The sequence below is a fragment of the Allobosea vaviloviae genome (assembly GCF_001298265.1).
In the GTDB taxonomy this organism is placed as follows: Bacteria; Pseudomonadota; Alphaproteobacteria; order Rhizobiales; family Beijerinckiaceae; genus Allobosea; species Allobosea vaviloviae_B.
This window is the reverse complement of the sequence record NZ_LGSZ01000067.1, coordinates 1-8,317: the sequence shown is the minus strand read 5'-3', so window position 1 is coordinate 8,317 and position 8,317 is coordinate 1. Positions and strand designations below refer to the sequence as shown.

At 65.5% G+C, this 8,317-nt stretch carries 5 protein-coding genes; all 5 read left to right on the top strand.

Annotated features, from left to right (window positions below):
• The first annotated feature begins 445 nt into the window (after nt 1–445).
• The 5 genes from AE618_RS23155 to AE618_RS23135 all read left to right on the top strand — a co-directional run bounded on the left by AE618_RS23155 (nt 446) and on the right by AE618_RS23135 (nt 8,156).
• Nucleotides 446–631: a hypothetical protein gene (locus AE618_RS23155; protein WP_054211442.1), complete on the top strand. Its 186-nt coding sequence runs from the start codon at nt 446–448 to the stop codon at nt 629–631.
• Nucleotides 632–826: 195 nt separating this feature from the next.
• The gene (locus AE618_RS23150) at nt 827–1,786 is read left to right on the top strand and encodes a DUF3991 and toprim domain-containing protein (protein WP_054211441.1); all 960 of its coding nucleotides are present in this window, start codon (nt 827–829) and stop codon (nt 1,784–1,786) included.
• Nucleotides 1,787–1,926: 140 nt separating this feature from the next.
• Entirely contained in the window at nt 1,927–2,529 is a 603-nt protein-coding gene (locus AE618_RS23145; protein ID WP_054211440.1) for a DUF1419 domain-containing protein, read from the top strand.
• Between the two features lie 12 nt (nt 2,530–2,541).
• Nucleotides 2,542–2,940: a DUF3085 domain-containing protein gene (locus AE618_RS23140; protein WP_054211439.1), complete on the top strand. Its 399-nt coding sequence runs from the start codon at nt 2,542–2,544 to the stop codon at nt 2,938–2,940.
• Between the two features lie 110 nt (nt 2,941–3,050).
• Complete coding sequence (locus tag AE618_RS23135; RefSeq protein WP_054211438.1) at nt 3,051–8,156, top strand: N-6 DNA methylase; 5,106 nt, start codon at nt 3,051–3,053, stop codon at nt 8,154–8,156.
• The last annotated feature ends 161 nt before the right edge of the window (nt 8,157–8,317 follow it).

The window sequence follows — 8,317 nt, the reverse complement described above, 5'->3', positions numbered from 1 at the left end:
GATCTTGCGCGCCAACGTGGTCTTGCCCGACTGACGCGGTCCTGCGATCGCGACGACGCGCGTGTCGGTCAGCGCTTCGCGAATGCGGCTTTCGGCATGGCGTGGGTACATGTCAACGCGCCTGTCGACTCAGCGTCCAATCCGGAATCTATAACCGTCCAATCCGGAATTGGAAAGCGTCTGATCCGGCGTAAAGCGCCCGAGCCAGGGAGCTGGCCGGTCCAGCGGTTCATTCGAACGGGCGGTCCACCGAGAGCAACGCAATCCCGCTCTTTTGCGATGGCGTCCTGGTCCGGTTCCGGATCTTCCACGATCAACCCGCAAGGGGTCGGCTACGCGAGCGTGCCGCCGCTGCGGCTGACGCCTTCGCGGTGATCGCGACCGGCCCCGGCCCTTCGAGGAGCCATCGAGCGGGAATTCCCCCGCTCTCGGATGGAGCCTCACGATGTCGAACGATCTTGTCCTTGCCCAGAGCCACGCCTTCGCACTCGCCCGCACGCTGATGGTCCCGGTGACGGTCTTCCAGATCGACGGCGCCTACGGGGTGCTGCCGAGCGACGAACTCGACGCTGCCGACGAGCTCCGCGTCATCCATGAGTTCGACCCTCATGATCGCCGGCCGCCTCATTGAGCTGACCTCGTGTGCCGCTGGCGAGCAGTCGCCCGCAAGGGAGGCTGCGCCGCGGACGATCGATCTCATCTTCTGTCGACGGTCGATCCGCGCCCTTGCAGGCGCCGCTCTTTGCGGCGGTTGGGCTTGGACCCGCGAGATATGCGTGAGGGACGACGCAGCAGGAAAGGCCGGACTCAAGCGCCGGGAGAGATGATGGAGCAACGAGAACTCGAGGAACTGAAGGGGCGCGTGCTGTGCGCGGCGGTGCTGGAGAAAGCCGGCTTCGCCATCGATCTGAAGGAGAGCACGCGACGCGCCGTCAAGCATCGGCGCGGCAGCGACATCATCATCGTGATCCATGACGGACGAGGCTGGTTCGATCCGCTTTCGGACGCCAAGGGCGATGTCTTCACGCTGATCCAGCACCTGGACGGCGTCGCCTTCACCGAAGTGCTTGTGCGTGCGGCCGAGCTGGTCGGGTTTCGACCGGCGGAGCCTGGCTGGACGCAGCCTGCCCGTGAGCGGCAGCCTTCCGTATCTCTTGCCGAACGCTGGCGCGCCCGGCGAGACCTTCGGCCGGGCTCCGCCACCTGGCGCTACCTGCGTCAAGAACGCCATCTCCCCGAAAGCATGCTGCGCGCCGGGACCCGGCAGCACCGGCTGCGGGAAGGACCACACGGCAGCTTATGGGCCGCCCATGTCGATGACGGGGGCATTGTCACCGGATGGGAAGAGCGCGGGCCGCAATGGCGCGGGTTTTCGACCGGCGGGATGAAGGTGCTGTTCCGGCTCGGCGCGCCCGACGCACTGAGGTTTTGCATTACCGAGGCGGCGATCGACGCGATGAGTCTCGCGGCGCTCGAGGGGCTGCGGGAAGGCAGCCTCTATCTCAGCACCGGCGGCGGCTGGTCGCCTGCGACAGATGCGGCGGGGCGAACGCTCGCCACGCGTCCCGGCGCCCAACTTGTCGCGGCGACGGACGCCAACAGCCAGGGCGAGGCGTTTGCCGGACGGTTGCGCGAGATCGCCGAGACGACGGATTGCGACTGGATCCGGCTGACGCCGCCGGGCGATGATTGGAACGAGGCTTTGAAGGAGAAGGCGAGGGAGGAGCAGGAATGGAGGAATGGGAGGAGAGATCTGCCGCATGCCCGCCGGCCGCATCAAGGGTGACGCTTCGCCCGGCTGCGCCGGCCCTTGACCCGGCCGGACGGCGAAGCGGCCGCGGGGGAGGGTCAGGAAGAGCCGAAGATGATGGCGATGTCGCGAGGATGAGCCGCGCTCCGGTCTGACGAGACCCTAGGAGCCAGCCCATGACCCTCTCCCCGATCCGAAAAGTGTTTCAGGGTATCGCCGACCGGCGGGAGATGTTCCGCATGTTCGACCGCCACGCGCAGCGGCCCGATCGCGGCCAGGGTGACGCCGGCTCGCTCTATGCCGGCGAATGGTTCGAGATCGGCCAGGCGGCGCATGACTATATGTTCGAGGCCCTGCCGCCAGTCATCTTGGCGGTCGATATGTTCGCGCTGCGCGAGTTTTTGACCCGTTCCGTCACGAGCGTCTTCTTCACCTTGTGGATCGACGGCCGGGCCCGGTATTTTCACGGTTATTGCGATCTCGCCGATATCACTTCTGGCGGGCACATGCGCAAGGCGATCGTCGAGCGCGAAACCCGGCCGGTGCGGGCGATGACGCGGCAGGAGCGCCTCGAGCACATCTGGTCGAGCACCCATGACGACTATCGCGGCTATGCCGGCGAGCGCTGGCCCGCCCCCGACCGGGGCAAGCGCACGATTTCCGTCTATGGCGGCCGGCAGGGAACGACTCTGAGGCTCCTCGACGGCCTGACGGACCAGGAGATCAGCGAAAAGCTCCCCGTGCATCTGCGCTATCTGCCTGACGCGATCGCGGCGTGATGGGCTGCGGCGATGTTCAGCTTTTCCGTCACGGATGTCCGCGCCGTCATCACACGCGGACGGATCGACGCCGTTCTCAATGGCGGCTTTCGCAATCCCCATTATGGCCTCGCCCCCGGGCAGGACGAACGACCGGGCGTGTGGCTGGTCGGCGATGAGGGCGTCTATATCATGTCCAACGGCAAGCTCGCCGAGGGCAAGCGTCCGCTCGTGGTCTACGCCCAGGAGTGCGATCCAAAGACCAACCCGGACTACTGGCATTACAAGCGCCAACACTTTGGCGGCGATGACGGCGTCGAGTTTCTCGATGCAGCCGAGCTCGTGAAGCTGATCGTGGCCGCGCCAACGGCGACGCATCTCACGATCGCGATGACCGACAGCGCTATCTCGCTCGCCCTCGTCCGGCGCTGATCCGCCGAACTGCCCAGCCGTCCCATCCAACGTCTCGCGACCATCGCAACTCTCGTCGGACTTGATCTGGCGGGAACGATGGCGCGCGCCCGAACTCAGGAGAATTCGCCATGGCGCAAGATCACCGCCTGAATCTCGATCCCTTCACGATCGACCTCTTCAACGACACCGCTCTGTCATCGTGCCTGAGCCTCGGCGTGACGGCCTTTGCCGGCGGCATCGTAGCCAATGACGACGATGACTCGGAGCCCACGCCGCCTTCGCCAGCGCAGCGGATCACTTCGCCCGCGACGCGGCCCTCCGCGCTTGGTCGGGGCGTCAATTTCGGCCTCGACGGCGACCGCGGCCTCGCCGCGAGCTGGAAGGATCGCGCTCGCGACAGCATCGCCGGGATCCAGCTCGCCGCCAAGATCGAAGCCGAGGAGCGGCCTGCGACGTCGGACGAGCAGCACAGGCTGATCCGCTTCACAGGCTTCGGCGCCTCCGACCTCGCCAACGGCGTATTCCTGCGACCGGGCGAGACTTCGTTCCGAAAGGGCTGGGAGACGATCGGCGGCGCGCTGCAGGATGCGGTCAGCGATGCCGATTACGCTTCGTTGGCGCGCTGCACGCAGTACGCCCATTTCACGCCGGAGTTCACCGTTCGGGCGATCTGGGCCGGTCTGCAGCGGCTGGACTGGCGCGGCGGCCGCGTCCTGGAGCCGGGCATCGGAACCGGGCTGTTCGCGGCACTCATGCCGGAAGCCTTTCGCGATTGCGCGCATGTCACCGGCGTCGAGCTCGATCCGACGACGGCGCGCATCGCCCGGCTGCTACAGCCGCGCGCTCGCATCGTCCCCTGCGACTTTGCACGCACAGAGCTCCCCGCGATTTTCGATCTCGCCATTGGCACCCCGCCGTTCTCCGATCGCACGGTCCGCTCCGATCGCGCCTATCGATCGATGGGACTGCGGCTGCATGATTACTTCATCGCGCGCTCGATCGATCTGTTGAAGCCCGGCGGGCTGGCGGCCTTCGTCACCTCACATGGCACGATGGACAAGGTGGACGCGTCAGCGCGCGAGCATATCGCGAAGGTTGCCGATTTGATCGCCGCCATCCGCCTGCCGCAAGGCAGCTTCCGCGCCGACGCCGGGACGGATGTCGTCGTCGACATCCTGTTCTTCCGGAAGCGGAAGCCGGGCGAGCCGCAAGGAGATCTCGCGTGGATCGATATCGAGGAGGTGCGGACGGCCACAGCCGACGAGGGCGCGATCCGCGTCAATCGCTGGTTCGTGCGCAATCCCGGCTTTCTGCTTGGCACGCACGCCACCACCTCAGGCCCGTTCGGCGAAGCCTATACCTGTCTGCCGCACGCTGACGTTACTCTCGATGCCGCGTTGGACGCCGCTATCCGTCGTCTTCCGGAAGGTCTCTATGACGGTGAGCCGGAAGTGGTCGATCTCGACCACGGCGACGTGCCGGACGCAAATCCTGCGTCGCCGCGAGAGGCGCGAGTCCGCGAAGGCAGCTACTTCGTCGACCCGCGTCGCGGGCTGATGCAGCTCGTCGACGGCCATCCGGTTGCAGTGAAGGTTCGGAGAGGGCGGAGTGCGGAGGGCGTCCCGGAAAAGCACGTCCGGATCATCCAGAAGCTGATCCCGATCCGCGACGCCGTGCGCGCGGTCTTGACCGCCCAAGAGCAGGGCAGGCCCTGGAAGGATGCGCAGGTTCGCCTGCGCATCGCTTGGTCGAGTTTTTTGCGCGAGTTTGGCCCGATCAACCACACGACGGTTTCGATCTCTGAGGACGAGTCGACGGGCGAGGTTCGCGAATCTCATCGCCGGCCAAACCTGCAGCCATTCCTTGACGATCCCGATTGCTGGCTCGTTGCCTCGATCGAGGACTACGATCTCGACACCGACACGGCAAAGCCCGGTCCTCTCTTCAGAGAGCGCGTCATCGCGCCGCCTGCGGCGCCCGTCATCACCTGTGCCACTGACGCCCTTGCCGTCGTCCTGAACGAGCGCGGCCGGGTCGATCTCGAGCATATCGCCGAGCTGCTCCATGGCGATATCGCCGATGTCGTCATCGAGCTTGGCGACGCGATCTTCCAAGACCCGGTCGATGGCGCATGGCTGATGGCGGACGCTTATCTGTCGGGGCCGGTGCGCGACAAGCTGAAGGTGGCGGAAGCGGTTGCTGCGCTCGACCCCGCCTTCGAGCGCAATGTCCGCGCTTTGGTCGCGGTCCAGCCGGCCGATCTCGGCCCGTCCGACATCACCGCGCGTCTCGGCGCTCCCTGGATTCCGGCAGCCGACGTCGTCGCCTTCGTCAAGGAGGCGATGGGCGCCGAGATCACGATCCGCCACATGCCGGAGCTGGCGTCCTGGACAGTGGATGCGCGCCAGCTCGCCTGGCTGGCGGCGGGAACGTCCGACTGGGGCACCGGCCGTCGCCATGCCGGCGAATTGCTGAACGACGCCCTGAACAGCCGCATTCCGCAGATCTTCGACATTGTGAAGGAGGACGGCCGCGAGCGCCGTGTGCTCAACGTCGTCGATACCGAAGCCGCCAAGGAGAAGCTGCACAAGATCAAGACGGCCTTTCAGAGCTGGGTCTGGTCCGACCCCGACCGCACCGACCGGCTGGCGCGGGTCTATAATGACCGCTTCAACAATATCGCGCCGCGCGCCTTCGATGGCTCGCATCTGAATTTGCCCGGCGCAAGCGGCGCTTTCACCCTCTACCCCCATCAGAAGCGCGGCATCTGGCGGATCATCGCCGCCGGCGCGACCTATCTCGCCCACGCGGTGGGCGCCGGAAAGACCATGACCTTTGCTGCCGCCGTGATGGAGCAGCGCCGTCTCGGGCTGATCGCCAAGGCGATGCTGGTCGTGCCCGGCCACTGCCTGGCCCAGGTCGCGCGCGAATTCCTTGCGCTCTACCCAAACGCCCGCATCCTCGTCGCCGACGAGAGCAATTTCACGAAGGAGAAGCGCCACCGCTTTCTGTCGCGCGCTGCGACCGCGACCTGGGACGCAATCATCATCACGCATTCGGCGTTCCGCTTCATCGACGTGCCGTCCGCCTTCGAGCAGCAGATGATTCAGGACGAACTCGAGCTTTATGAGAGCCTCTTGACGAAGGTCGAGACCGACGACCGCGTTTCGCGCAAGCGGCTGGAACGCCTGAAAGAGGGCTTGAAGGAGCGGCTTGAGGCGCTCTCGACCCGCAAGGACGATCTCCTGACCATCTCCGAGCTCGGCATCGACCAGATCATTGTCGACGAGGCGCAGGAGTTCCGGAAGCTCTCCTTCGCCACCAACATGTCGACGTTGAAAGGCGTCGATCCCAATGGCTCGCAGCGCGCCTGGGACCTCTATGTGAAGTCCCGCTTCGTCGAGACGAAGAACCCTGGCAGGGCGCTCGTGCTGGCGTCGGGGACGCCGATCACCAACACGCTCGGCGAGATGTTTTCGGTCCAGCGCCTGATGGACCATGCCGCGCTTCGGCAGCGCGGACTGCACGAGTTCGACGCCTGGGCCTCGACTTTTGGCGACACCACGACCGAACTCGAGCTGCAGCCATCGGGCAAATACAAGCCGGTCTCGCGGTTCGCCAGCTTCGTCAATGTGCCCGAACTGATCGCCATGTTCCGATCCTTCGCGGATGTCGTGCTCCCCGACGATTTGCGGCGCTATGTGAAGGTGCCGGCGATCTCGACCGGCCGCCGTCAGATTCTGACCGCCAAACCGACATCGGCCTTCAAATCCTACCAGCGCTTGCTCGACGAGCGCATCAAGGCGATCAAGATGCGCGACCGGCCGCCGGAGCCGGGCGACGACATCCTGCTCTCGGTCATCACCGACGGCCGCCATGCCGCGATTGATCTGCGGCTGGTTGATCCCGACAATGACAACGAGGCGGAGAACAAGCTCAACCTCCTGATCGGGAATGCGCTACGCATCTGGCGGGAAACCACGGACGCAACCTATGTCCGGACTGACGGCAAGCTGTACGAGGTCGCCGGCGCCGCACAGATGATCTTCTCCGATCTCGGCACGATCAGCGTCGAGAAGAGCCGGGGGTTCTCGGCCTATCGCTGGATCCGCGACGAGTTGGTCAGACGCGGCGTGCCGGCCTCCGAAATCGCCTTCATGCAGGATTTCAAGAAGTCGGAAGCCAAGCAGCGCCTGTTCGGCGATGTCCGCGCGGGCAAGGTGCGCTTTCTGATCGGCTCGTCGGAAACGATGGGGACCGGCGTCAACGCCCAACTCCGCCTGAAAGCGTTGCATCATCTCGACGTGCCGTGGCTGCCCTCGCAAATCGAACAGCGCGAGGGCAGGATCGTGCGGCAGGGCAACCAGCATGACGAAGTCGATATCTTTGCCTACGCCACGCAAGGCTCGCTCGACGCCACCATGTGGCAGAACAACGAACGAAAGGCGCGCTTCATCGCCGCGGCGCTTTCGGGCGACACCTCGATCCGCCGGCTCGAGGATCTCGGTGAGGGGCAGGCCAACCAGTTCGCGATGGCGAAAGCGATCGCGTCGGGCGATCAGCGGCTGATGCAAAAGGCCGGGCTTGAGGCCGAGATCGCCCGCCTTGAACGGCTGCGCGCCGCGCATCAGGACGATCAGTTCGCCGTACGCCGCCAGATTCGAGATGCCGAGCGCGACATCGAGATCTCGACCCGGCGGATTGGCGAGATCGGCCGCGACATTGAGCGCCTCATTCCGACTGCCGGCGACGCCTTTGCCATGACAGTGACCGGTACATCGTACTGCGAGCGAAAGGATGCTGGCCGCGCCGTCTTCAAGGAAATCCTGACGCTCGTGCAGATGCGGCGCGAGGGTGAGGTGGTGATCGCCAACATCGGTGGGTTCGAATTGGAATATGCCGGCGAGCACGTCGGGCGCGACGGCTATCGCTATGAGACAATGTTGCTTCGCACCGGCGCTGAGCACGAGATCGATCTGCCGGTCACGGTGACGCCGCTTGGCGCTGTGTCGCGGCTCGAACACGCGCTCGGGAGTTTTGAGGGCGAGCGGGAGCGGTATCGGCAGCATTTTGCTGAGGCCCAGCGCCGGCTTGCGTCGTATCGGTCGCGCGAGGGCGGCACGTTCGCCTTCGGCGAGGAGCTGGCGGAGAAACGCCGACAGTTGGTCGAGATCGAGACAGCGCTGGCGAGCGATATGGACGGACCCGATGCGATGCCGGCGGTCGCAGCTTGATCTGAGCAAAAGGGCGGAAAGCGGGGCGAGAGAGAAAAATGAACCTTGCTCGCCGACCGGCCATTCCGGTGGCGCTGACGCTCAACCGCCGCCGTCGCGATCCCGGTCCGTTGTCCCGCGCAGGGCTTTGCCCCGCTTGGCCATCCGGACCGAGATGCTCG

What these genes read in the sequence shown, in the direction of transcription:
- AE618_RS23155 (WP_054211442.1), top strand. Translation starts at nt 446, where the DNA reads ATGTCGAACGATCTTGTCCTTGCCCAGAGCCACGCCTTCGCACTCGCC.
- AE618_RS23150 (WP_054211441.1), top strand. Translation starts at nt 827, where the DNA reads ATGGAGCAACGAGAACTCGAGGAACTGAAGGGGCGCGTGCTGTGCGCG.
- AE618_RS23145 (WP_054211440.1), top strand. Translation starts at nt 1,927, where the DNA reads ATGACCCTCTCCCCGATCCGAAAAGTGTTTCAGGGTATCGCCGACCGG.
- AE618_RS23140 (WP_054211439.1), top strand. Translation starts at nt 2,542, where the DNA reads ATGTTCAGCTTTTCCGTCACGGATGTCCGCGCCGTCATCACACGCGGA.
- AE618_RS23135 (WP_054211438.1), top strand. Translation starts at nt 3,051, where the DNA reads ATGGCGCAAGATCACCGCCTGAATCTCGATCCCTTCACGATCGACCTC.